Annotated in this window: 1 protein-coding gene; it reads right to left on the reverse strand. The window is 44.6% G+C overall.

Annotated features, from left to right (window positions below; genetic code table 11):
• The coding region (locus tag A3712_RS23055; protein WP_063525186.1) for a DUF484 family protein at positions 1–498 on the reverse strand (498 nt) is incomplete at both ends.

The raw sequence follows: 498 nt of genomic DNA on the forward strand, positions 1-498 counted from the left end.
ATGGAGACGGCTTAGCAAGCGGTAGTACTACATAAGAGCCTAGCTCTGGAACCGGAAAATCACCAAACAAATCTTGTCTGTCTGCTTTTCTCAAACGCCCGAGGTAGGCATCTTTGCCATTAAAGTGGTTAAGCGAAAACTTCGAGTAACCCTCTTCGCTGAGTTGATAAAAACCCGTTTGCGAAAGGATTCGCAAATGAGCCTTCAACCCAAGGTCGAGTGCCTTTTGCTCAACCGCTTTAATTACCTGCATGAAGTCACTGCATTTCAGCACTTGCGCTTGCAGATCCATAAATTCGTAGAAAGTTTTATCATTATTCGCCGCCAGAGACATCAATCCAGTGATCTCTTCTTCTAGCTCTTCGATTCTCTGGCGTTGACGTTTAAGCTGAATCTCGACCAGAGAGACGGCACCCTGCTCAACGTTATTAATAGCAAGACGATCCACCAAATCTTTTCGGTCTTGGAAAAAATCTGGGTTATCACGTAAATATTCCG

Source organism: Vibrio sp. HI00D65 (genome assembly GCF_001635455.1).
GTDB lineage: Bacteria > Pseudomonadota > Gammaproteobacteria > Enterobacterales > Vibrionaceae > Vibrio.